The following is a 21,944-nucleotide window of genomic DNA, read 5'->3' on the forward strand; positions in this document are numbered from 1 at the left end:
CAGTGGGGCGCGACTCAGTGCAGCGCGCCGACCGATGCCAGGCCCGCGCGGAGGAGCGTGCCGCGGCCGCCCTCCATCTCGTCCGCGACGGCGTCGGACGCGGCCTCCATCGGGCTCATCCACGTGAGTTCGAGGGCGTCCTGCCGGGGCTCGCACGTCCCGGTGACCGGGACGACGTAGGCGAGCGAGATCGCGTGCTGCCGCTCGTCGGTGTACACCGAGGCGCCGGGCAGCGGGAAGTACTCGGCGACCGTGAAGGGGTTCGGGCTCGCCGGCAGCTGCGGGAACGCCATCGGTCCGAGGTCCTTCTCGAGGTGGCGGAACAGCGCGGTGCGGATCGACTCGCCGTACATCACCCGGCCGGAGACGAGCGTGCGCGCGATCGAGCCGCTGGGCGACACCCGCAGCAGGACGCCGACCTCGGTCACGACCCCGAGGCCGTCGAGCCGCACGGGCACCGCCTCGACGTAGGTGATCGGGAGACGACGGCGGACGGACGCGAGCTCCTCGTCCGACAGCCAGCCGGAGCCGGAGTCGGGATCGGGATCAGGGGTGCGGGTCGAGGACATGCACCGTTCCTACCAGGCCCGGCGGCGAACTCGGCGACGGACCCGGCCGCGGTGCGCTCCCGGTCCTCGGTGCGCCCTGCTCGTCGCTGGGTCGGCCCTGCGTCCTGGTGAGCGGTGCTCGTGATGAGCGGGTCCTCACGAGCGGGACCGGGGTCTCGCCGGCAGGGCCCAGCCCCCGCCCCGAGGGTGAGCCCATGACGACACCACGAACGACAGCACTCCTGTTCGCGCGCGCTGCCGCTGCAGCCGCCGGCGCCGCCCTGCTCGCCGGCTGCTCCGCCGGTCCGGCCTCGGCCGCCCCCTCGACCACCACGTCCCCCGCGACCACCTCCGCCGCGACCGGGTCGGCGTCCGGGTCGGCGTCCGGCGGCACCGGGAACCGCCTGGACGCCGCCGCCGAGCGCGCCGACGCCAGCCTGGTCCGGCGGCTGTTCACCCAGGTCTTCCCGGCCCCGTCCAGTGCCGCCGCAGTCCGGACCGCGGGCCGCATCGTCGCACCGGACGCCGTCTCCCACGGCGGGGAGTCCGGGCCGGCCGGGCTCCTCGCCGCGTTCCGTGCCGACCACGGCCGGATCGCCGGGGCCCACGCGGTCGTCAAGCACCTGGCGGCCGACGGGGACCTGGTCGCGGTGCACTGGCAGCTCACCGCGGACGTCCACGACGAACGGCAGGGCGAGGCCGCGGTCGACCTCTTCCGGGTCAGCGGCGGTCGGGTCGTCGAGCACTGGTCGCTCGCCCAGCCGGTGGCGACCGGGAAGCCGGCCAGCGGCAACACCAACACGATGTTCAGTGACCTGTACCGGGCCCCGGCCGCGCAGCGACACCCGTCGGAGCGGCAGGAGGAGCGGAACCGCCGCTTCGCCGTCAGCGCCTACGACACCCTGTTCCGCGACCACGACGTGTCGGTGCTCGACCGCGACTTCGACCCGGGGTACCTGCAGCACAACCCGGTCGCGCCGAACGGCACGGCCGCGCTGAAGAAGCTGTTCGGCGGCGGCACCGGGTTCCCGGCGCAGGAGTCGGTGGTCTCCCTGTCCGACGGGGACCTGGTGTGGACGTTCTCCCGCCCGGTCGGCGCCTCGGCGGACAGCCCGTTCCTCGCCGCGGACCTGTTCCGTGTCGACGGCGGGCTGATCCGCGAGCACTGGGACGTGGTCCCGCCCGCGGCTGGCTGACACCGCCGGAGCCGGCCACAGACGGACGGGAGGCCCGTTGCCAGCTGGCAACGGGCCTCCCGTCCGGTGTGTGGTTCTCCGGTGCTGCGGCGCCGGGGCCCCGTGGCGCGGACCGCTCAGTCGCTGAGGACCTGGAGCAGGTCGCGGCGCAGGCCGTCGATCTTCTCGGTGGCGGCCTTCGTCTGCTCGTCCGTCGCACTCGTGCGGAACACGTGCATGACGCTGGCGAGCTTGCGGAGCGACTCGAACAGCTCGCGCTGCGAGTCCGGCATGCCGGGCGTGGACTCCCACGCGGCGGCGATCTCGTCGGCCTTGGACTCGGCCTCGGCCCGACCGGCGTCGGTGAGCTCGAAGAGGGTCTTCCGACCGTCGCCCGTCGAGACCACGAGCTCTTCGTCGACGAGCTGCTGGAGCGTCGGGTAGACCGAGCCGGGGCTCGGCTTCCAGGCGCCGCCGGTGCGTTCCGCGATCGTCTTGATGACCGCGTAGCCGTTCTGCGGGCCCTCGGCGAGGAGTCCGAGGATGGCGAGACGGACGTCGCCGCGGCGACGGCGTTCACGGCCGGGGCCGAAGCCCGGACCGAAGCCGCCGCCGAAGCCGGGACCGAACCCCGGACCGCCGAAGCCCGGTCCGCCGAAACCGGGACCGAAGCCCCGCCCACCGCGGCCACCGCGGCCGTGTTCGTGGTCACCGTGGTCACGGCCGGGGAACCCGGTGCCGTGGTGCTGGCGGGCGCTGCCGAAGCGGGGCCCGCGCTGGCCGCGACCGAAGGGGTCGCGGGGGGACGTGGAGCTGTTCTCGTCGTCGATGGGGCGCATGACGACTCCTTTCTCGAAGTTGGTTCGCGACCTGTTCAGGACCGGTCGCGATGCAGTAACGATAGATCGGTAGTGTTCTCGTTGTCAAGCACCGATCCGCCCCGGGCTCCTGTCGGTGGTGAGGAGCAGGATGGAGCGGACCATGACGGACGTCTTCGAGCGCTTCTCCCCCGCCACCGCCGAGTGGTTCCGGGGGGCGTTCCGCGAACCGACGGCCGCGCAGGCCGGCGCGTGGGACGCCATCTCGACCGGGCAACACGCACTCGTCATCGCCCCGACCGGCTCCGGCAAGACCCTGGCCTCGTTCCTGTGGTCGATCGACCGGCTCATCTCGGCGTCGGACACCCCGCCCGCCAAGCAGCGCACCCGCGTGCTCTACGTCTCGCCGCTCAAGGCCCTCGGCGTCGACGTCGAACGGAACCTGCGCTCCCCGCTCGTCGGCATCACGCAGACGGCCAAGCGGCTCGGGCTCGAACCGCCCGACGTCACGGTCGGCGTCCGGAGCGGTGACACCCCCTCGTCCGACCGGCAGAAGCTGCTGCGCCTGCCGCCGGACATCCTCATCACCACGCCCGAGTCGCTCTACCTGATGCTGACGTCGAAGGCGCGCGAGACCCTGGTCAACGTCGACACCGTCATCGTGGACGAGGTGCACGCGGTCGCGGCGTCCAAGCGTGGCGCACACCTCGCCGTCTCGCTCGAACGCCTCGACGACCTGCTCGAGAAACCCGTCCAGCGCATCGGGCTGTCCGCGACCGTCCGCCCGGCGGAAGAAGTGGCGCGGTTCCTCGGCGGTCGGGCCCCGGTGCAGATCATCGCGCCGCCCGCGCAGAAGACCTTCGACCTGCGCGTCGTCGTGCCGGTCGACGACATGACCGAGCTCGGCGCCCCGCCGGTCGGGGCCGACGCGACCTCCAGCCCGACGAACGGCTCGATCTGGCCGCACGTCGAAGAGTCGGTCGTGGACCTCATCGAGCAGCACCGGTCGACGATCGTCTTCGCCAACTCCCGCCGGCTGGCCGAACGCCTGACCGCCCGGCTCAACGAGATCCATGAGGAACGGGCCCTGGCGACGACGGACGTGGCCGAACCCGTGGGTGCCGGTGTCGGCGTGCCGGTGGTCTCGCAGTCACCGGGGCGGGCGTCGGCACATGCGCCGGTACCCCAGCCCACCCGGCCACCGGCCCAGCTGATCGGCGGGTCCGGCCAGACCGACGGCGGCGGCTCGGACCGGAACATCCCGGTGCTGGCCCGCGCCCACCACGGCTCGGTGTCCAAGGACCAGCGCGCGATCATCGAGGACGACCTGAAGTCCGGACGGCTGCGTTGCGTGGTCGCCACCAGTTCGCTCGAACTCGGCATCGACATGGGCGAGGTCGACCTCGTCATCCAGGTCGAGGCGCCGCCCTCGGTCGCCAGCGGCCTGCAGCGCGTCGGCCGCGCCGGACACCAGGTCGGCGAGATCTCCCGCGGCGTGCTCTTCCCGAAGCACCGGGCCGACCTCGTCAACAGCGCCGTCACCGTCGAGCGCATGGTCAGCGGCCAGATCGAGTCGATCTCGGTGCCCGCCAACCCGCTCGACGTCCTGGCGCAGCACACCGTCGCGGCCGGGGCGATCGACACGGTCGACGTCGAGCACTGGTTCGAGCTCGTCCGACGCAGCGCCCCGTTCAGTGGACTGCCCCGCTCGGCGTTCGAGGCGACGCTCGACCTGGTCACCGGCCGCTACCCGAGCGACGAGTTCGCCGAACTCCGACCACGCCTGGTCTGGGACCGCGTGCACGGCACCCTCACCGGGCGTCCCGGAGCGCAGCGCCTGGCCGTCACGAGCGGTGGCACGATCCCGGACCGTGGCATGTTCGGCGTCTTCATGGTCGGCGAACGGGCGTCCCGCGTCGGCGAGCTCGACGAGGAGATGGTCTACGAGTCCCGCGTCGGCGACGTCTTCGCACTCGGCGCCACCAGCTGGCGGATCGAGGAGATCACGCACGACCGGGTCCTCGTCAGCCCGGCGTTCGGGCAGCCCGGCCGGGTGCCGTTCTGGAAGGGCGATGGACTCGGCCGGCCCGCCGAACTCGGCCGTGCCACCGGTGCCTTCGTGCGGGAGGTCGAATCGGCCTCGGACGAGGACGCCCGGGCCCGGGTCGCCGCCGGTGGCCTCGACGAACGGGCCGTCACGAACCTCATCGCCTTCCTCCGCGACCAGCGCGCCGCCACCGGTCACGTGCCGAGCGACACGACGCTCGTCGTCGAACGCTTCCGCGACGAGCTCGGCGACTGGCGGCTCATCCTGCACTCCCCGTACGGCATGACCGTGCACGCGCCGTGGGCCCTGGCGGTCGCGGCCCGACTGCGGGAGCGGCACGGGATCGACGGCGGCGCCATGGCCGCGGACGACGGCATCGTGGTGCGGATCCCGGAGACGGACGCCGAGCCTCCCGGAGCGGAACTGTTCGTCTTCGAGCGCGACGACCTCGAGACCATCGTCACCGACGAGGTCGGCGGTTCCGCGCTGTTCGCCGCACGCTTCCGCGAGTGCGCGGCCCGGGCACTCCTGCTGCCCCGCCGTGACCCGGGGCGCCGGTCCCCGCTCTGGCAGCAGCGCCAGCGTGCGTCGCAGTTGCTCGAGGTGGCGCAGAAGTACCCGACGTTCCCGATCCTGCTCGAGACCGTGCGCGAGGTGCTGCAGGACGTGTACGACGTCCCCGCCCTGCTCGGCATCGCGGACGAGATCGCCCGGCGGCGGATCCGCCTGGTCGAGAGCGAGACCGAGCAGCCCTCGCCGTTCGCCCGCACCCTGCTGTTCGGGTACGTCGCGGCCTTCATGTACGAGGGGGACTCGCCGCTCGCCGAACGCCGGGCCGCCGCACTGTCCCTCGACTCGACCCTGCTCAGCGAGCTGCTCGGTCGTGCGGAACTGCGCGAACTGCTCGACCCGGCCGTCATCGACGGTGTCGAACGCGACCTGCAGCGGCTCTCCCCGGACCGCCGCGCACGGGACGTCGAGGGCATGGTCGACGTCCTCCGGCTGGTCGGGGCGCTCGACCTCGACGAGCTGGTCGACCGGAGCTGGCTGGCCGACGCCACGGACCGCAGCGAGGCCCAGGCGACGCTCCGCACGGCACTGGAGGCCCTCGAGCGCGACCGCCGGGTCCTCGCCTTCTCGCACGCCGGGGCCACCCGCTGGGCCGTGATCGAGGACGCCTCCCGACTCCGCGACGCCCTCGGGGTGCCGCTGCCGATCGGCGTGCCGACCGCCTTCGTCGAGCCGGTCGCCGACCCGCTCGGTGACCTGGTCGGCCGGTACGCCCGCAGCCACGGTCCGTTCGGCGCGCAGGAGGCCGCGTCGCGTCTGGGGCTCGGCGTCGCGGTGGTGCAGGACACCCTGCGCCGCCTGACCGCCGACCGACGCCTGGTCGAGGGCGAGTTCCGACCCGACCGCCAGGGTGCCGAGTGGTGCGACTCCGAGGTGCTCCGACGCATCCGGACGAAGTCGCTCGCGGCGCTCCGGCACGAGGTCGAACCGGTCGCACCGGACGCCCTCGCCCGCTTCCTGCCCGCGTGGCAGCACGTCCGCGTCCCCGGGGCCCGCGGTGGGCTGCGCGGCATCGACGGCGTGCTGCAGGTGGTCGACCAGCTGTCCGGGGTCGCCCTGCCCGCCAGCTCGTGGGAGTCGCTGGTGCTGCCGGCCCGCGTCTCCGACTACGCCCCGAGCATGCTCGACGAACTCACCGCCACCGGCGAGGTCCTCTGGTCCGGTGGCGGCACCCTGCCCGGCAACGACGGCTGGGTCCGGCTGCACCTCGCCGACACCGCCGCGACCACCCTGGCCGAGGCGGCGGGCGACGAGACCACCGAACTGCAGCGCGACGTCCTGGGTGCCCTGGCCGGCGGCGGCGCGTACTTCTTCCGGCAGCTCGGGCAGGCCGTCGGCAGCACCGACGACTCCGGCCTGACCACCGCACTGTGGGACCTGGTGTGGGCCGGCCAGATCACCAACGACACGTTCGCCCCGCTGCGGGCGATGCTCGGCGGCAAGGCCCGGACCTCGAGCGCACCGCGCACCCGCGCCTACCGGGGACGCCGGCGCCCGACATTGCCCAGCCAGTCCGGTCCGCCGAACGTCGGCGGACGCTGGTCACTGCTGCCGCTCGCCGAACCCGACGCCACCGTCCGGGCAGCGGCGACCGCGGAGCTGCTGCTCGAGCGCTACGGCGTCGTCACCCGCGGTGCCGTGCAGGTGGAGGGCGTCCCCGGCGGCTTCGCCGGGGTCTACCGTGTGCTCGCCAAGTTCGAGGAGTCCGGCCGTGCCCGACGCGGGTACTTCGTCGAGGGGCTCGGTGCCGCGCAGTTCGCCACCGGCCCGACCGTCGACCGACTCCGCACGTACGCCCGAGACCTGGACGACGAGGAGCGCGCCGACCCGGACCGCGCGCGGGAGGCCCTGACGCTGTCGGCCACCGACCCGGCGAACCCCTTCGGCGCCTCGCTGCCGTGGCCGCACGAACCCGCACCGGTCGACCCCGACGACCCGGCCGCGGCGGCGCAGCCGGCCGGGGCCGCGAGCGCCGGTCCGGTCGCCCAGACCACCATCAGCACCGCCACCGCCACCGCGAAGGGCGGTGCCCGCGGCCACCGCCCGGGTCGCAAGGCCGGCGCGCTCGTCGTGCTCGTCGACGGTCGGCTGGCCGTCTACGTCGAACGCGGCGGCAAGAGCGTGCTGACGTTCACGGAGGACCCGGCCGACCTGGCAGCGGCGGCCACCTCGATCGCGGCGACCGTCCGGAGCGGGCTCGGCAAGCTGTCCGTCGAACGGGTCGACGGCGTCTTCGTGCTGGAAGCCCCGCTCGGGGACGCCCTCCGCACCGCGGGCTTCACGGCCACGCCCCAGGGACTGCGGCTCCGTGCCTGAGGGCGACACCGTCTTCCGCGCGGCAGCCCGGTTGCACGCGGCGCTGGCGGGCAAGGTCCTGACTCGCAGCGACTTCCGGGTGCCCGCGTTCGCCACGCTCGACCTGGTCGGCCGCACCGTCGACGAGGTCGTCCCGCGCGGCAAGCACCTGCTGCACCGGATCGGCGACCTGACCGTGCACTCGCACCTCAAGATGGAGGGCCGGTGGGACGTCTACGCCCCGGGTGAGCGCTGGCGCCGACCGGCGTTCCAGGCGCGGGTCGTCCTGGACGCCGCCGACGTCTCGACCGTCGGCTTCACCCTCGGGGTCCTGGAGGTCGTCCCGCGCGACCGTGAGTCCGAGGTCGTCGGGCACCTCGGCCCGGACCTGCTCGGACCGGACTGGGACGCCGACGTCGCCCTCCGGAACCTCATCGCGGACCCGGACCGACCCGTCGGCCTGGCGCTCCTCGACCAGCGGGTGATGGCGGGGCTCGGCAACGTCTACCGGAACGAGCTCTGCTTCCTCCGGGGCGTTCTGCCGACCCGGCCGGTCAGCGAGGTGCGGGACCCGGCGCGGATGGTGACCATGGCCTCCCGGCTGATCGTCGCGAACCGCGACCGCAGCAACCGGGTGACCACGGGCGTCGACCGCCCGGGGCAGCGCTTCTGGGTCTACAACCGGGCCGGCAAGCCCTGCCTGCGCTGCGGCACCAGGGTCCGATCTGGCGACCTGGGCGAGTCGGAGCTGACGCTGCGGGACACCTACTGGTGCCCGCGCTGCCAGACCTGACCGCGGAGGACAGAGCTGACCACGGACCAGACCTGACTGGTCAGGTCTGGTCGTGATCGGACGTCAGTGGTCGACGGCCTCGACGATGCAGCTCTGGACCTGCTTCGCCGCGTCCGACGTCTCGGAGAAGTCGGCCGGTGCGGCGGTGGCGGTGCTCTCGTCGGCGACGACGTCCTCGGCGACCTTGTTCACCGGGACGACCATGCCGTCGAAGTCCTCGGCGGTCGGGTCGGACTCGGTGCCGAAGACCGCGACCTCGTCGTCGTTGGGGTCGTCGCTCTGGTTCGGGGCGACCGAGACGCCGAGGTACCAGCCGGCCTCGCCCTTCGTGACGCTCGCGACGTCCGTGTTGTCGTGCCGCCCCACGGCCTTGTCGATCGCGTCGACGGCGGCACTCGAGGCGACCTGGCAGGGGGCGCTGTTGCGCTGGCCGGGGTCGGTGCGGGTGGCGGACTCCTCGGAGCCCGGGACCTTCGCGACCGGGTCGCCGTTCTGGGCGCCGGCGTTCGAGCAGCCGCCGAGCAGCATGCCGATGGTGGCGAGGCCGACGAGGGTGGCTGTGGTCTTCGCGCGCGTGCTCATGGCGTGGACGGTAGGCGGACGCAGGTGTGCCGGAGCCCAGGAGTGCGTCCCGTGGCTCCGGCACACGAGGGTCCGGCACATGAGTCGACTCGCGCTACTGGTGCGACATGATCCACGCCAGCAGGTACGACCGGGTGTTGCCCGTGTCGATGTCCTCTGCCGGCAGGTCGCGGGCGAGGGCGAGTGCCGCCGTCGCCTGGCTGCCCGACGCCAACGCCCGGTACATGAGCAGGTAGTCGCCGAACTGCACCGCGTAGTCGCCCTCCGGCACGGCCTCGTCGAGGACCTTCCCGATCTGCTCCTTGCCACCGGCGGCGACGTAGTCCGCGGCGACGGCGGGCATCGGGATGAGCTCGATGCCGGCCGGTGCCGCCGGGTCCGCGCTGAACCAGGTGGCGTGGTCCCGCTTGCCGCCCCAGTTCAGGGAGACGACGGTGTGCTGCAACCCGGGGAACGGCCGCAGGTCCGGGTCGAGGACGTCCCGCTCCGCCGAGGCCGCCTCGTTCGCGAGGAGCCAGTCGCCCAGGCTGCGGCTCCGTGTCAGACCTCGGCGAGTCGCTGGTCGACGATGCGGAACCGTCGTGCGCACCTCGCTGCGACGCGTTCGCTGTGTGTCGCGATCACGAAGGTGGCGCCCTCGTCCTGCAGGCGCTCGAAGAGATCGAGTACCTGCGTTTCCGTCTCTTCGTCGAGCGCTCCCGTCGGCTCGTCGGCAAGCACCACAGAGGGTCGCTTCATCAGTGCGCGAGCGATCGCGACCCGCTGCGCCTCCCCGCCCGACAGTGCACCCGGACGTTTCCGCTGGATGCCCGGGAGTCCGACGAACTCGAGACATTCAGCCGCCCGGGTCCGCGCACCGGATCTGTCCGTCGCACCGAGGACGAGGTTCGCGAGCACACTGCGGTCATGCAGCAGGTCGCACCCCTGCGTCACGATCCCCATCGTCTCGAGCCGATGCCGTGCCATCACTGCAGACGTCCGGACGAGGGGTCGTCCGGCGCTGGAGTACGAACCGTCGTAGTCCAGGTCGAGGCCCGCCAGCATCCGGAGCAGTGTGCTCTTCCCGCTGCCGCTGCGGCCGAGCAGCGCCACGGAGGGATCGGTGTCGCCGACGACCAGATCCAGTCCGCTGAAGAGTGACCGGATGGCTCCGTTCGGTTCACGGATGGACTTCGACACGTTCCTGAGCTCGAGGCTCGTCATCGTCCCCGCCGTCCAGGAGTCTCCGTGGCGAGGATCCGGTGGGCGCGGCTCACAGCGTCGAGCGAGAACCAGACCCCGAGCGCGGCCATCACTCCGAGGAAGGGGTAGGCATGGTGGTTCGGGAGCAGCGCGCATCCCACGGCGTAGAGGATGACGACGAACGAGTACTCCAGGGCCCAGGTCTGACCCACCGTCCGGAGGATCGCTCGGTCGCTGCGCCCGACGGTCCTGCAGATCCGCACCCATCGTCGGCGGTGGTCACCGAGCACCCTGTTGATCCTTCGGCAGACGACGATCGTCGCCACGCCCGTCATCGCTGAGATCGCGCCCAACAGCCCGAAGTTCTCGATCACGATCTGGCGCACGAGTCGGAGCTGGACCAAGTACGTGGGGATGCCCTGCAGGGAGTACGAGTGGAACCCGGTCCTCGCGGCGATCGCACCGAGCTCGCCGATCACGTCGTCGTAGGTCATCGACGTCGACGCCGCGATGTCCGTGTTGAGCATCGCGAAGGCGACGATGCCTCCGGTGTACCGATCTTGCTGGACGAAGCGACCGACATCAGCCGGGTAGGGCAGGACGATCGTGTCGTCCAAGTAGTGGTTGATGTCGCCACGGTGGAACACGGCGCTGCCGGGCGAGAGGAACCCGGTGACCCGGAGGCGCTCGCGCACACCGTAGACATCCGCCCAGAGTTCGTCGCCGATCTCGTACAGGCCGCGGTAGTCGGTGCCGAGGACGACCGGCACCAGGCCGGAGCTGTAGTCGACGTCCGTCCAGACCGGAGCCGAGCCGGACGTCACATCGAGCCTCGAGAACGCGAACATCTCATGGTTCATCTGCATCGACTTCACGTCGCGGAGCCGTTCCCCACCCTCGCCGCGGTACTCGCCGCGCTCTGCCAGGCCGGAACCAGCGTTCGCGTCGAAACGACCGTCACCGCGGAAGTCCTCGATGACGACGGGCTGGTCGAACGCCGACAGGAAGTCCAGCCGGTCGTTGTGTCCGAGTTGCGCGACGAAGTCGGTGAGCGTGCGGAGGTCACGGTCCGACGCTCGGAAGCGCTCGAAGCCGTCGGTGTCGCCGAGGAAGGTGTCGACGAGGCCGTAGAGGTCGACGTCGCGGTCTGCCGCCAGTGAGCCGTTGACCGCTCCACTCGTCGACTGGGCGAAGGTGCCGAAGGTGTAGAGCGACACGGCGAAGACCGCCATGACGAGCGCCTTGACAGCGATCAGGAGACCGTTGTGCCGAAGATCACGGATCAACTCCATGATCGCCGCCTCACCGGCCCGACGAGGAGCATCACGACGACGAACACCATGCACTGGCTCGAGACGGCTGCCAGGGCCGGCCCGCCCAGGCGGACGCCGACGCAGGACAGCCCGGTGAGGACCGCGGCACAGACGATGATCGGGGTGCTGCACGCGACCAGGACGGTCCGGAACAGCACCGCTGCGGAGTCGAGTCCGACCAGGCGGCGGATCCGCGCTCGATCGCCCTCGTGCCGAGCCGCCGAGACGGCCGCCACAGCGCTCGCCATCGTCGCGACGGCGACACCGAGCGTCAGGACGATCGGCGTGACGAAGTCGACTGTCGTGCGTCGGTTGGCGCCACCGGCCACGGGTTCGATCCGGTCCCTGCCGAAGACCGCCACGGCGCGGGCGCCGATGTCGGGCCCGTCCAGGACCGTGCGGGTCTGGGCCGCATCGAAGAGGGCCGGGGCTGCGATCAGGATGTCCTCCGCGAGCAGGCTGTCTTCCCTGAGCCCGAGACGCCCGACGACCTCGTACTGTGCACCGGCGACCTCGACGAAGGGGACGCCGCCCTCGACTTCGGGGTGCACGGCTTCCCCGACCAACGCCCGCCCGACATCGGACGCCGAGAACCGGATCCCGATCGACGGTGCGACGTCGGACCAGTTCCCGTTGAGCACGACCACAGTTCGAGCACGAGGTACTTCCTCGAGATCACGGAACGCCCGTGTCCCGACCGCGAACTCAGCTCGGTGCTCCATCAGCTCGCCGACGGTCGCGTGCACGGCGACCGCCTCGGGCGAGAGGAGGGCGCGGCCCTCTGCCGCGAGCGCCTGCGCGCGGGTCTGGAACACACCGAGGGCGCAGACCAGCCCCGTCGTCATCAGCAGCAGCGCGGCAACTGCCAACGCCTGCCTCCAGGTCATGGCTCCCTCTCGATCGACAGCCCACGGACCGGCCGAGCCGGCCTGTGGGCGCCCCGCTGCTGCTCAGCGGCCGTAGTAGGTCTTCGCAGCGCCGTTCCCGTTGCTAGCCGCGTTGGGGTTGAACGCCTTCCACGGCGACACGGCTTCGGTGGCGCCGGTACCCCATTTCCGACCCGAGGTCGCGATGACGCCGGACGCCGGCCAGTAGTGCTCGAGCTGGGCGGTCGTGTAGTGCCGGGTGCCTGCCCACTTGGTCCATCCGTGTGCACGTTTGTTCGTCGTCCCGCCGATGACGCGCGACTCTGCGGTCCCACGGTGGCTCACGCTCGCGAACGTCCCAGCACGGGGCGCGGAGCCGTCCGAGAAGCTCCCGCTGATCTCACTCCAGCCACCGGCCGTCTCCCGCCCGGTATCGGTGGCGGACGCAGGTGCGGCGATCAGCACCGCGGATAGAGCGACTGCTGCCACACATCCTGCAGCGAGATGACGACGTACGGCCGTGTTCTTCATGGTGCCCCTCCCCTGACCGGCAGTATTCCACCGGTGAGATGATGCTGCCACGCCGCCGATCAAGTGGCAAGGGTCGCATCACCGCAGGTGCATCACATCGACCCCGCCTGGTGCAGCCGCTCCGCCGCGACCGCCCGCACGGCCTCGGTCACCCGTTCGAGCAGCGGCGACGCCAGGTTCCACCGCTGCCACCAGAGCGCCACGTCCGCCCGACGTCCCGGGGTGAGTTCGACCAGGTCGCCCCGCTCGATCGCCCCGAGGCACTGCGCCTCCGGCAACAACCCCCACCCGAACCCGAGCTGCACCGCCCGGGCGAAGTCGGCCGAGTTCGGGACGAAGTGCCGTGGACCACGGGGCGCGTGGCCGAGCACCCGCCGGAGGAACCCCTGCTGCAGGTCGTCGTCGCGGTCGTAGTCCACGAGCGGCACCCGGTCCAGGCGGGCCGTCATCCGCCGCTCGGTGTCCGCGCCGTCGAGGTACCGCCGGACGAACGACGGTGCGGCGACGGCCCGGTAGCGGTCCACCCCGAGCGGCACCGACGAGCACCCCTGCACCGGCTCCGCCTCGGCCGTCACCGCAGCCATCACCGTGCCCGCACGGAGGAGCTCGGCGGTGCGGTCCTGGTCCTCACGGTGCAGGTCGAAGACCACCTCGGTGTCGGCACGGACGATCGCGAGGGCGTCGAGGAACCACGTCGCGAGCGAGTCCGCGTTGACGGCGAGTGGGATCGACGGCGTGCGTCCCGGCACGTCGGAGTCCGGTACGTCGAGCGCCCGGGAGGTCTCCTCGTCGAGCAGCCGCACCTGTCGTGCATGGCGGAGCACGACCTCACCGTCCCGCGTCGGCACGATCGGCGTGGTCCGCTGCAGCAGCACCCGGCCGACGAGTTGCTCCATCGCCTTCACCCGCTGGGACACCGCCGACGGTGTGATCGACAGCTCGCGGGCGGCGGCGTCGAAGGTCCCCGCATCGACGGCGGCCAGGAGGGTCTCGAGGTGGTCACGCTGGAACTGCACCATCAGCGCAGCTTACGGCGCACCAGGAACCTGAGCTGGCCTACGGGTGCGCACCGGCCTAGCGTTCCCCTGTGACCACACCGCTCGACGCTCTGCTCCCCGCCCTGTCCGGCCTGGGCACGGGGCTCGCCCTCATCGTCGCGATCGGGGTGCAGAACACGTACCTGCTGCGGCTCGCGGTGACCGCGCGACTCGGGGTGGTCGCCGTCGCGGTGGCCGTCTGCGCGCTGTCGGACGCGGCCCTCATCATCGCCGGGGTGCTCGGCGTCGGGGCCGTCGTCGAACGGGTCCCGGCAGCGCTGCTGGTCATCCGGTTCGTGGGCGCGGCGTTCCTGCTGACGTACGGGGTGCTCGCGGCCCGGCGGGCGCTGCGGCCCTCGGGCGAGGCGATCCGTCTCGACGAGCGGGCCGCCGAGGACAAGGTGCCCGTCTCGGCGGGTGCGGGTGCGGGCGCGTGCGCGGGTCCTGGGGTCGACGGCCTGGAGGCTGCACCGGCGTCGCGGGGGGAGGGCGTGCCTCCCGGCCGGGCCGGTCTGGGCGACCGGCACGTGGATGGTCGGCGTCCGGGAGGCGACCCGGCGGGGCCGACGATGCGCGCCGCGGTCCTGACCATGCTGGTGTTCACGTGGGCGAACCCGCACGTGTACCTGGACACGCTGGTGTTCCTCGGGTCGGTCGCGAACCAGCAGGGGGTCGACGACCGGTGGTGGTGGACCGTGGGGGCGGTCGCGGCGAGCTGCCTGTGGTTCGGGGCCCTCGGCTTCGGGGGTCGGCTGCTGCGCCCGCTGTTCGCGAAGCCGCTGACCTGGCGGGTCTTCGACGCCCTGGTCGCCGTCGTGATGCTCGCCTTCGGTCTGACGCTGCTCCTCGGCGCCTGAGCTCGCGGCCTCGTCGGCGCTGCCGCTGCCCGCCGCAGCCCGCCGCCCGCCGGCCGACGGCGTCGTCGGGCGCCGCACAACAGAAGACGGCTCGCGCCACGGGATGCCGTGGCGCGAGCCGTCTTCTGTGGTGCTGATCCGATCGGCGCCGGGCGGCGCGCTGGTCGGCGGAGGTGCTACTCGCGCATCGCCTTGCCGACGCGGCTGTTGCGGCGGCTGTAGCCGAAGTAGATCGCGAAGCCGATGACGAGCCAGACGACGAACCGGACCCAGGTCTCGACCTCGAGGTTGAGCATCAGCCAGAAGCAGAGCACCGCGGACAGGATCGGGACCACCGGCGACCACGGCACCCGGAATGCGCGGGGAGCGTCGGGGCGGGACTTCCGGAGCACGATGATGCCGATCGACACGAGCACGAAGGCGGAGAGCGTGCCGATGTTGATCATGCCCTCGAGCTTGTCGACCGCGGTGAACCCGGCGAGGAACGCGACGACGATGCCGGCGACGACCTGCACGCGGACCGGGGTCTGCGTCTTCGGGTTCGTGACCGAGAACCAGCGGGGCAGCAGGCCGTCGCGGCTCATCGAGAACACGATGCGGGACAGGCCGAGCAGCAGCACCATGACGACCGTGGTCAGGCCGATCAGGGAACCGATGGCGATGATGCCGGCCGCCCAGGGCAGCCCGACGATGTCGAACGCGGACGCCAGCGAGGGCGCTTTCTCTTCAGCGAGCTGCTTGTACGACACCATGCCGGTGATCACGATGCTGACGCCGACGTAGAGCAGCGTGACGATGCCGAGACCGATGAAGATGCCGCGGGGCAGGGTCTTCTGCGGGTTCTCGGTCTCCTCGGCACTCGTGGCGACGACGTCGAAGCCGATGAAGGCGAAGAACACCAGCGACGCCGCGGCGAGCAGCCCGAAGACGCCGTACTGCGCCGGTGCCGCACCGGTCACGAAGGAGACGAGCGACTGGGTCAGCACGCTGCCCTCGGCACCCTTGGTCGGCTCCGCGGCGGGGATGAACGGCGTGAAGTTCGCGGCCTTGACGAAGAAGGCGCCGACCACGATGACGAACAGGACGATCGCGACCTTGATGACGGTGATGACCGCGGAGACCCGGCTGGACAGCCGCGTGCCGAACGCCAGCAGCGCCGTGAACACGCCGACGATGAGGACCGGGCCCCAGGTGAAGCCGATCGGGCCGATCGCGATGGTGCTCGGCAGTGTGACGCCGAACACGTCGAACGCGGTGCTGAGGTAGATGCCCCAGTACTTCGCGATGACGGCGCTGGCGGTCAGGGTCTCGAGGATCAGGTCCCACCCGACGATCCACGCGAGCAATTCGCCCATCGTGGCGTAGGTGAACGTGTACGCCGAGCCGGCGACCGGGATCGTCGAGGCGAACTCGGCGTAACACATGATCGCCAGGCCGCACGTGACGGCGGCGAGCAGGAACGACACGATCACGCCGGGGCCGGCGAAGTTCGCGGCGGCGTTCGCGCCGACCGAGAAGATGCCGGCGCCGACCGCGACGGCGATCCCCATCGCGGCGATGTCGAACGTCTTCAGGGAGCGCTTGAGCGAGCGCCCCTTCTCGTCGGCGTCGGCGAGCGACGCCTCGATGGACTTGGTGCGGAGGGCCATGGGACGTTCCTGTCATCGGAGCAGGCGGACCCCGGAAGGGTAGTGGTATACCGCACAGCGGTGCAACCGGGGACCGCGCGTCGCCGATCAGACGGCAGCGTCGGAGCGCCCCTCGCGCCACGCACAGAGGAACCGGGCACCGGCCTCGTCGTGGATGACCCCGTCCGGCGCGGTGAGCACCGGGTACGGCGTCTCGGGAACACCGTCGGCCGGTCGGACGTCGACGTGCGCGACCCGGTGCCCGTTCGCGTGCAGCCAGTCCGCCATCGCGTAGTCGCTGCGGGAGTCGCCGACCGTCCGCCACTCGAGGGGCAGGTCGCCGTCCTCGGCCAGGAGCTCGAGCGCCCGCTCGGCACCGAGGTCCTTGCCGCTGCGGTCGGATTCGACGTCGGTCGAGATGATCGTCGGGTCGATGCGCCACGCGACCGCGCCGTGCTCGTCCGGACGCACGTCGTCGAGGCGGCGGACGCCGAGCCCGCGGCGCTCGAGTGCGGCCATCGCCTGCGCGTCGAACGCGGGCTGCCGGGCCAGGTACGCGGCACTGTCGACGTCCACCAGCTGCTCGATCGACACCATGGCGTGCTTGGTCTCGTCGAAGAACACCAGGTCGGCGTACTCCTCACGGACGAGCTCGCGCATCTCGTCGGCGAAGTCCCGCGGCAGCGCCAGGTCCTCGGCGACGGTCAGGTCTCCCATGCCGTCGGGGAACTGCGGGCCGATCGAGCACCAGACGGCACCCTTCTCGCACACCGCGTGCACCCGTCCGCCCGCGGCGAGACCGCCGGCGAGGAGGGGGCCGACGACCTGCTCCCGGATGAAGGCGTCGCTGCGTCCGGTGTTGAACACGACGGGGATGCCCTCGGCCGCCAGGGCGACGAGGTCCTCGACGATGCTCGGGATCGCGATGGTCCGCGAGAGCGGGCTGGCGATCGGGCCGTCGACGTCGAGCAGGAGTCCGAGGCGGGGTGCGTTCACCCGTCCATCCTGGCGTAGGTCAGCGGGCGCAGCCACGGCGCGGCGTGCGATTCAGTGCGCGTCGGGACTGGGCTGGGTCTGGAGGAAGCCGTCGACCGTGCTCCGCAGCACCGCAGGATCCGGCACGTGGCCCTGCCCCTCGAGCACCACGGCCGTCGAGCCGGGCACCGTCTCGACCACCGCGCGCGCGGCCGCCCGGGTCCAGGTGGGTCCGGTGGTGCCCGCGGCGACGAGCACCGGGATCCCCACCGCGGCGAGTGCCCGCTCCGGCACGACGAGGCCACTGAGGACCCGGACGTCACGGCCGAGGACCCCGGCGTCGGCGAGCAGCGCCTTCCACAGCTTCGGTTTGAGGGGCACGGCGGAGACCTGCAGCATCGGGATGCCGAGCACCCGGGTGAGGTAAGCGCGGACCGCGGCGGCTCGGCGGCCGCCGGCGATCATCTCGTCGAGGCGGTCGGCGAAGAGGACGTCGTCGGCGTGCGCGTCGACGCTCGCGCGGTACGGCGGTTCGTAGAGCACGGCACGGCCGACCGGGACGCCGGTGGCGACGGCGTGCAGGACGACGGCGGCACCGACGCAGATGCCGAGGAGGTCGACGGGAGCGCCGACGTCGGCGACCACGGCGGCGAGGTCCTCGACCTCTCGCGCGACCGACCAGGGCCGGGTGTCACCGCTCTCTCCGCGGCCGCGGCGGTCGTACGTGACGACCCGGTAGCGGTCGGAGAACGCGGCGACGACCCCGTCCACGAACGGGGTGCCCCGGTGGTCGAAGGCTCCGCCCACGAGGACGAGCGCGGGGCCGTCCCCGCTCGACGAGACCGCGATCCGTGTGCCGTCCGCTGACAGCACCGATCGGTCGGCGGTGGTCGTCATGGCGTCCTCGTTCGGTCTCGACGGCGAGTGGCGCGCCCCCGGTCGTGCGGCACCCGGAGGGTACGACACGCATCGCGCTCGACGCTGATCTCGGTCCACGGAGTTCCGTGGACCACGCCGTCGTCGTGAGTCTGACAGGCCCGGGGCTCTGCGTCACCACCCACGTCCTGGGGGAGCGCTTGATGCTCCCTGTGAACGCGTGACCCGTCCGAGGGGCGCTCAGACGAGGGCGTCGGCGGCCACGGACTCGCGCTCGAGCAACGACCGCTTGACGTCGAGCCCCCAGGCGAACCCGCCGAGCGAGCCGTCGGAGCGCAGGACCCGGTGACAGGGCACGAAGAGGGCGGGAGCGTTCCGGGCGCAGACGCTGGCGGCGGCGCGGACGGCGTCCGGGCGCCCCATCGCGCTGGCGAACGCCGTGTACGTCAACGTGGACCCCGCGGGGATGTCCCGGAGCCTCCGCCAGCCCTCGGCGAAGAGCTCGGTGCCGACCTGGTGGACGGGCACCTGCATGGCGTGCTCGGGCTCGCCCGCGTAGTAGGCGTCCACGGCCTCGGCCGCGCGGACCTGCCCGTCGAGGACCCGGGTCGGCCGGTGCCGTTCGGCCAGGCGCGCGAGGATCCGGTCGGGGTCGGCGGTCCACCCCGAGGCGAGGACCCGCCCGCGGTCGTCTTCGAGCACGGTGAAGGGCCCGTCGGGGGTGGAGAGGGTGGTGAGGACGGCGTCGGTCATCGGGGTTCCTTCCCGGAGTTCGTGGAGGTCGCTGCGGTCCGGTCCATCGCGCGATCGATGATCGGCCGCCAGCAGTGCATCGTGAGGTAGCTCCGCCAGGGGGCCACCCGTTCCGACCATAGGGAGAGTTCACGCGCCGTCCCGGGCAGCCCGAGTTCCTGTGCACCGTTCCGCACGGCGAGGTCGCTGTGCAGGAAGAGATCGGGGTGGTGCCGGACCCGGAGTGCGACGTAGTCCGCCGTCCACGGGCCGATGCCCTTCACGGCGAGCAGGCCGGAGCGGAGTTCGTCGAGCGACTGACCACCGTGGACGACGAGACTGCCGTCCGCGAGCGCCGCCGCAACGCGCATGATCGTGTCGACGCGGGCTGCTGGGCCGCGGAGGACCTCCCGCCCGCGCTCGGCGATCACCGCGGCACGGGGGAACAGCCGCACGACGGACTCGTCGGAGTCAGGGACCCCCGGCACGAGTCCCGCCGTCACCTGCTCCCCCAGCGCCGCCACGAGCCGCGTCTGCGCCGTCCGCGCCGCCGCGACGGACACCTGCTGCCCGATGAGGGTGCGGAACACCACCTCGTGCGGGTCCACCGCCCCCGGCAGCCGCAGGCCGGGCACCCGTGCGACGACCGGTGCGAGCTCGGGCACCGCCGCGAGGGCCGCGTCCACCGCCACCGGGTCGGCATCGAGGTCGAACAACGATCGCACCCGGGCCACGAGGGTGGGCAGGTCGGACAGGTCGGTGAGCCGGACGAGCAGGTCCAGCCCGGTCCGCCCCCGACCGGAACGCTGGCCGGAGCCACCAGAACCGTGCCCGGCCCCGCCGGACCCAGCCCCGCCGGACCCAGCCCCGCCGGTACCGGACGCGACCCCGTCGTGGTCCGCAGCCGTCGCGCGGAACCAGCCCGGGCCTCCCGGCAGGTCCAGCACCCGCCCGTAGGACGCGACCCGCCCGGCCGCGTCGAAGCCGACCTGCTCCATGCCGGCGAGCGCGTGCAACGCGTGCCACTCGAGCAGCCCCTGCACGTCGAACGGCGGCCGCGCCGGCAGGTGCACGCGGAGCGCGCCGTCACCGCCCGGCACGACCCGCCGTCGGGACCGCAGTTCGGTGGGCGTGAGCGCGAAGACCTCGCGCACGGTGTCGTTGAACTGGCGGACGCTCGCGAACCCGGCGGCGAACGCGACGTCCGTCATCGGCAGGTCGGACGAGGTGAGCAGGGTCCGCGCGGTCTGCGCCCGGTGCGCGCGACTGAGGGCCTTCGGTCCGGCACCGAGCTCGTCGGTCATGATCCGGTTGAGTTGCCGTTCCGAGTAGCCGACGCGGCTGGCGAGGCCGGGGACGCCCTCCCGGTCGACGACGCCGTCGAGGACCAGGCGCATCGCGCGGGCGGCGACGTCCTCGCGGAGGTCCCACTCCGGGCTGCCCGGCGTCGCCTCGGGCAGGCACCGGCGGCAGGCGCGGAAGCCGGCGAGGTGCGCGGCGGCACTCGTCCGGTAGAAGGTGACGCCGGTCGATCGGGGTGTGCGGGCCGGGCAGCTCGGGCGGCAGTAGATGCCGGTGGAGTGCACGGCGGTGACGAACTGACCGTCGAACCGCGCGTCCCGCGAGGCCGCGATCCGGTACCGCTCGTCGTGCTGTGAGACGGGCTGCAGATCGGGCTGCGCGTCGAGCGGCGCGTCGGCTCCGGTGGTCGTCATGCGGTCAGCCTGGCACGGGCCGACGACACCGGACTGGCGGGAATCGGACGTCGCAGCACCCCGGGTGGACGGGACGGCCGGGAGGCGCGGCTACCGTCGACCGCATGCCTCCCGTCCTCGACCCGGTCGCCTCCGTCGCGCTGCCGCACGCCCGCGATGTCGAGGTGACGATGCTGCTGGTCTCCCGGAGGCACCGCTACGAGGGCCGTCCCGCGGACGGGGCGACACCGTCCGACGAGGAGGAGCTCCGCGACCGCATCGAGCTGCGCGCCGGACTCGGGATCGTCGGCGACCGCTACTTCGCGGCCCGCGCGCACGTGCACGCGTCGGTGACCCTGATCGGGCTCGCGGGGCTCGAGGCGGTGGGACGGGAACTCGGCGTGCCGGTCGACCCGGCGGCGACCCGGCGGAACGTGTTCCTGCGCGGCGTCGACGTCGAGGCGCTGCGGGGTGAGCCGTTCTCCCTGGACTCCGGCGACGGCCCGGTCCTGTTCCGGGGGTACCGGCCGGCGAACCCGTGCGCGTGGATGGACACCGAGGTCGCGCCGGGGGCGTTCCGGGCGATGCGCGGGCGCGGCGGGGTGCGCTGCGACCCGGAGTCCGACGGCGTGCTCACCCTCGGCCGAGCCGTGCTCCGCACCGCTCACCCGGTCCCCGCCGACTGACGCGGGCGCGGGCCCCACGGAACGCAACGTGGGCGGCGTCGCGCGGCGGAGTACCGCTGCGCGTTGCCGCCCACGTTGCGTGTTGCGAGGGGTCAGGCGAGGGCGGCCTGGATCGCGTCGACGAACGCCGGCAGGTCGCCGGGGTTCCGTGACGTGATGATCGTGCTGCCGGTCTCGTCGACCTGGACTTCCTGGTCGACCCACTCGGCACCGGCGTTGCGGACGTCCGTCTGCAGCGAGGGGAACGAGGTGATCGTGCGACCCGGCAGGACACCGGCCTCGACGAGGGTCCACGGGCCGTGGCAGATCGCCGCGACCGGCTTGCCGGCCTCGACGAACGCCTTCACGAGGTCGATCGCGGTGGCCTCCTGGCGGATGGTGTCGGCGTTGATCGTGCCGCCGGGGACCACGAGGGCGTCGAAGTCGCCGGCCGAGACACCGTCGAGGGTGGTGTCGACGTCGACGTCCTTGCCCGGGTCCTTGTCGCCGACCAGGGTCTGGATCGAGCCGGACTCCTTGGCGGCGACCGTCACGGTGGCGCCGCGCTCACGGAGCTGGTCGGTGGGGACGACGATCTCGTCCTGCTCCACGCCGTAGTTCGTCGCGATGACGAGGATCTTCTTGCCGTCGAGGGCTGCCATGGTCACTCCTTCCGCAGGCCGGGGTCTCCGGCTGCGCACACCACGGTCGTCGGACGCCGCTGGGTGTGTTCGCAGAGCGCAGGGGACGCTCAGCCGGA

At 72.5% G+C, this 21,944-nt stretch carries 20 protein-coding genes; 5 read left to right on the top strand and 15 right to left on the bottom strand.

Features of this window, described 5'->3' with window-relative positions; translation table 11 throughout:
- Nucleotides 1-14: 14 nt before the first annotated feature.
- The gene (locus DEI97_RS16265; protein WP_111073977.1) at nt 15-569 is read right to left on the bottom strand and encodes an NUDIX hydrolase family protein; all 555 of its coding nucleotides are present in this window, start codon (nt 567-569) and stop codon (nt 15-17) included.
- Nucleotides 570-763: 194 nt separating this feature from the next.
- Between DEI97_RS16265 and DEI97_RS16270 the strand changes: the two genes are divergently transcribed.
- Entirely contained in the window at nt 764-1,744 is a 981-nt protein-coding gene (locus tag DEI97_RS16270) for a nuclear transport factor 2 family protein (RefSeq protein ID WP_111073978.1), read from the top strand.
- A 116-nt stretch (nt 1,745-1,860) separates the two neighbouring features.
- On the opposite strand, the gene DEI97_RS16275 is transcribed toward DEI97_RS16270, so the two are convergent.
- On the bottom strand, nt 1,861-2,562 hold the full coding sequence (locus DEI97_RS16275) for a PadR family transcriptional regulator (protein ID WP_111073979.1): 702 nt from the start codon (nt 2,560-2,562) through the stop codon (nt 1,861-1,863).
- A gap of 142 nt (nt 2,563-2,704) precedes the next feature.
- On the opposite strand from DEI97_RS16275, the gene DEI97_RS16280 reads away from it, so the two are divergent.
- Both DEI97_RS16280 and DEI97_RS16285 read left to right on the top strand, forming a co-directional pair.
- Nucleotides 2,705-7,474: an ATP-dependent helicase gene (locus DEI97_RS16280; protein ID WP_111073980.1), complete on the top strand. Its 4,770-nt coding sequence runs from the start codon at nt 2,705-2,707 to the stop codon at nt 7,472-7,474.
- Nucleotides 7,467-8,246 (top strand): DNA-formamidopyrimidine glycosylase family protein, encoded by a 780-nt coding sequence (locus DEI97_RS16285; RefSeq protein ID WP_111073981.1) that lies wholly within the window; start codon nt 7,467-7,469, stop codon nt 8,244-8,246. The genes DEI97_RS16280 and DEI97_RS16285 overlap by 8 nt, the downstream gene beginning before the upstream one ends.
- A gap of 63 nt (nt 8,247-8,309) precedes the next feature.
- Here the strand turns inward: DEI97_RS16285 and DEI97_RS16290 are convergent, their stop codons facing one another.
- From DEI97_RS16290 to DEI97_RS16320, 7 genes are all read right to left on the bottom strand, one after another.
- On the bottom strand, nt 8,310-8,828 hold the full coding sequence (locus DEI97_RS16290) for a hypothetical protein (protein WP_111073982.1): 519 nt from the start codon (nt 8,826-8,828) through the stop codon (nt 8,310-8,312).
- 94 nt (nt 8,829-8,922) lie between these two features.
- On the bottom strand, nt 8,923-9,273 hold the full coding sequence (locus DEI97_RS16295) for a hypothetical protein (protein ID WP_111073983.1): 351 nt from the start codon (nt 9,271-9,273) through the stop codon (nt 8,923-8,925).
- 95 nt (nt 9,274-9,368) lie between these two features.
- Entirely contained in the window at nt 9,369-10,031 is a 663-nt protein-coding gene (locus tag DEI97_RS16300) for an ABC transporter ATP-binding protein (RefSeq protein WP_111073984.1), read from the bottom strand.
- Nucleotides 10,028-11,302 carry a hypothetical protein gene (locus DEI97_RS16305; protein WP_111073985.1) on the bottom strand — a complete coding sequence of 425 codons (1,275 nt, stop codon included), beginning with the start codon at nt 11,300-11,302 and terminating at the stop codon, nt 10,028-10,030. Before DEI97_RS16305 ends, DEI97_RS16300 begins: the two co-directional genes overlap by 4 nt.
- On the bottom strand, nt 11,293-12,210 hold the full coding sequence (locus DEI97_RS16310; protein WP_146248066.1) for a hypothetical protein: 918 nt from the start codon (nt 12,208-12,210) through the stop codon (nt 11,293-11,295). The genes DEI97_RS16305 and DEI97_RS16310 overlap by 10 nt, the downstream gene beginning before the upstream one ends.
- A 63-nt stretch (nt 12,211-12,273) precedes the next feature.
- Complete coding sequence (locus DEI97_RS16315; RefSeq protein WP_146248067.1) at nt 12,274-12,534, bottom strand: hypothetical protein; 261 nt, start codon at nt 12,532-12,534, stop codon at nt 12,274-12,276.
- A 278-nt stretch (nt 12,535-12,812) separates the two neighbouring features.
- Nucleotides 12,813-13,739, bottom strand: a complete 927-nt coding sequence (locus DEI97_RS16320) for a LysR family transcriptional regulator ArgP (RefSeq protein ID WP_220039171.1) — start codon at nt 13,737-13,739, stop codon at nt 12,813-12,815.
- A 68-nt stretch (nt 13,740-13,807) separates the two neighbouring features.
- Here DEI97_RS16320 and DEI97_RS16325 point away from each other — a divergent pair, with 68 nt between their 5' ends.
- Complete coding sequence (locus tag DEI97_RS16325) at nt 13,808-14,614, top strand: LysE/ArgO family amino acid transporter (protein WP_111073988.1); 807 nt, start codon at nt 13,808-13,810, stop codon at nt 14,612-14,614.
- A gap of 176 nt (nt 14,615-14,790) precedes the next feature.
- Here the strand turns inward: DEI97_RS16325 and DEI97_RS16330 are convergent, their stop codons facing one another.
- From DEI97_RS16330 to DEI97_RS16350, 5 genes are all read right to left on the bottom strand, one after another.
- Nucleotides 14,791-16,263 (bottom strand): APC family permease, encoded by a 1,473-nt coding sequence (locus DEI97_RS16330; RefSeq protein ID WP_111073989.1) that lies wholly within the window; start codon nt 16,261-16,263, stop codon nt 14,791-14,793.
- An 87-nt stretch (nt 16,264-16,350) separates the two neighbouring features.
- Entirely contained in the window at nt 16,351-17,238 is an 888-nt protein-coding gene (locus DEI97_RS16335) for an HAD family hydrolase (RefSeq protein ID WP_181439154.1), read from the bottom strand.
- 51 nt (nt 17,239-17,289) lie between these two features.
- Nucleotides 17,290-18,114: an alpha/beta fold hydrolase gene (locus tag DEI97_RS16340; protein ID WP_111073991.1), complete on the bottom strand. Its 825-nt coding sequence runs from the start codon at nt 18,112-18,114 to the stop codon at nt 17,290-17,292.
- A gap of 219 nt (nt 18,115-18,333) precedes the next feature.
- A complete protein-coding gene (locus tag DEI97_RS16345; RefSeq protein WP_111073992.1) occupies nt 18,334-18,846 on the bottom strand; it encodes a methylated-DNA--[protein]-cysteine S-methyltransferase in 513 nt (170 codons plus the stop codon).
- Nucleotides 18,843-20,540 (bottom strand): DNA-3-methyladenine glycosylase 2 family protein, encoded by a 1,698-nt coding sequence (locus tag DEI97_RS16350; RefSeq protein ID WP_111073993.1) that lies wholly within the window; start codon nt 20,538-20,540, stop codon nt 18,843-18,845. The genes DEI97_RS16345 and DEI97_RS16350 overlap by 4 nt, the downstream gene beginning before the upstream one ends.
- 104 nt (nt 20,541-20,644) lie before the next feature.
- Here DEI97_RS16350 and DEI97_RS16355 point away from each other — a divergent pair, with 104 nt between their 5' ends.
- Nucleotides 20,645-21,205, top strand: coding sequence for an MOSC domain-containing protein (locus tag DEI97_RS16355; RefSeq protein WP_111073994.1), 561 nt, complete (start codon nt 20,645-20,647; stop codon nt 21,203-21,205).
- A gap of 92 nt (nt 21,206-21,297) precedes the next feature.
- Here the strand turns inward: DEI97_RS16355 and DEI97_RS16360 are convergent, their stop codons facing one another.
- Nucleotides 21,298-21,846, bottom strand: a complete 549-nt coding sequence (locus DEI97_RS16360) for a type 1 glutamine amidotransferase domain-containing protein (protein ID WP_111073995.1) — start codon at nt 21,844-21,846, stop codon at nt 21,298-21,300.
- Between the last annotated feature and the right edge of the window lie 98 nt (nt 21,847-21,944).

It is taken from the genome of Curtobacterium sp. MCLR17_032 (assembly GCF_003234795.2).
In the GTDB taxonomy this organism is placed as follows: Bacteria; Actinomycetota; Actinomycetes; order Actinomycetales; family Microbacteriaceae; genus Curtobacterium.

What these genes read in the sequence shown, in the direction of transcription:
- DEI97_RS16280 (WP_111073980.1), top strand. Translation starts at nt 2,705, where the DNA reads ATGACGGACGTCTTCGAGCGCTTCTCCCCCGCCACCGCCGAGTGGTTC.
- DEI97_RS16305 (WP_111073985.1), bottom strand. Translation starts at nt 11,302, where the DNA reads ATGGAGTTGATCCGTGATCTTCGGCACAACGGTCTCCTGATCGCTGTC.
- DEI97_RS16265 (WP_111073977.1), bottom strand. Translation starts at nt 569, where the DNA reads ATGTCCTCGACCCGCACCCCTGATCCCGATCCCGACTCCGGCTCCGGC.
- DEI97_RS16360 (WP_111073995.1), bottom strand. Translation starts at nt 21,846, where the DNA reads ATGGCAGCCCTCGACGGCAAGAAGATCCTCGTCATCGCGACGAACTAC.
- DEI97_RS16355 (WP_111073994.1), top strand. Translation starts at nt 20,645, where the DNA reads ATGCCTCCCGTCCTCGACCCGGTCGCCTCCGTCGCGCTGCCGCACGCC.
- DEI97_RS16330 (WP_111073989.1), bottom strand. Translation starts at nt 16,263, where the DNA reads ATGGCCCTCCGCACCAAGTCCATCGAGGCGTCGCTCGCCGACGCCGAC.
- DEI97_RS16320 (WP_220039171.1), bottom strand. Translation starts at nt 13,739, where the DNA reads ATGGTGCAGTTCCAGCGTGACCACCTCGAGACCCTCCTGGCCGCCGTC.
- DEI97_RS16345 (WP_111073992.1), bottom strand. Translation starts at nt 18,846, where the DNA reads ATGACCGACGCCGTCCTCACCACCCTCTCCACCCCCGACGGGCCCTTC.
- DEI97_RS16350 (WP_111073993.1), bottom strand. Translation starts at nt 20,540, where the DNA reads ATGACGACCACCGGAGCCGACGCGCCGCTCGACGCGCAGCCCGATCTG.
- DEI97_RS16275 (WP_111073979.1), bottom strand. Translation starts at nt 2,562, where the DNA reads ATGCGCCCCATCGACGACGAGAACAGCTCCACGTCCCCCCGCGACCCC.
- DEI97_RS16340 (WP_111073991.1), bottom strand. Translation starts at nt 18,114, where the DNA reads ATGACGACCACCGCCGACCGATCGGTGCTGTCAGCGGACGGCACACGG.
- DEI97_RS16270 (WP_111073978.1), top strand. Translation starts at nt 764, where the DNA reads ATGACGACACCACGAACGACAGCACTCCTGTTCGCGCGCGCTGCCGCT.
- DEI97_RS16290 (WP_111073982.1), bottom strand. Translation starts at nt 8,828, where the DNA reads ATGAGCACGCGCGCGAAGACCACAGCCACCCTCGTCGGCCTCGCCACC.
- DEI97_RS16310 (WP_146248066.1), bottom strand. Translation starts at nt 12,210, where the DNA reads ATGACCTGGAGGCAGGCGTTGGCAGTTGCCGCGCTGCTGCTGATGACG.
- DEI97_RS16300 (WP_111073984.1), bottom strand. Translation starts at nt 10,031, where the DNA reads ATGACGAGCCTCGAGCTCAGGAACGTGTCGAAGTCCATCCGTGAACCG.